Here is a 314-nt window from a genome sequence, read left to right as displayed (position 1 = left end):
AGCGCCTCCAGCCCATTGCGCGTGCGAACCGTCTCGTAACCGCTGGCTTCGATGAGGTCACGAAAGAGCTTCATGTTGAGCTCATTGTCCTCGACGATCATGACCTTCTTAGCCATCAATTTCCCGTCTCGATCGCCCTCCAAGGCGAGGACCATCGCAATGCGTCCCCTTCGGACCGCACCCAACCCTTTTCCACTCTAGCCCAATATCATTGACGAAACGGAAACCGGAGGTTGGAAAAGCTGCACCAATTCCATCTTCGGACGCTGCAAGGGAGAGAACGGAGGCTTGCCGCAAGCGATGCTTGCCGTTAC

The 314-nt window shown here is 56.1% G+C and carries 1 pseudogene; it reads right to left on the bottom strand.

The annotated features are described in order from the left end of the window. A pseudogene (locus tag EN853_RS33485) lies at window positions 1-116 on the bottom strand (response regulator); the annotation flags it as partial. Between the last annotated feature and the right edge of the window lie 198 nt (window positions 117-314).

It is taken from the genome of Mesorhizobium sp. M1C.F.Ca.ET.210.01.1.1, assembly GCF_004791585.1.
In the GTDB taxonomy this organism is placed as follows: Bacteria; Pseudomonadota; Alphaproteobacteria; order Rhizobiales; family Rhizobiaceae; genus Mesorhizobium.
Note: the sequence above shows the minus strand (reverse complement) of the source record. Positions and strands in the feature narration are given on the sequence as shown.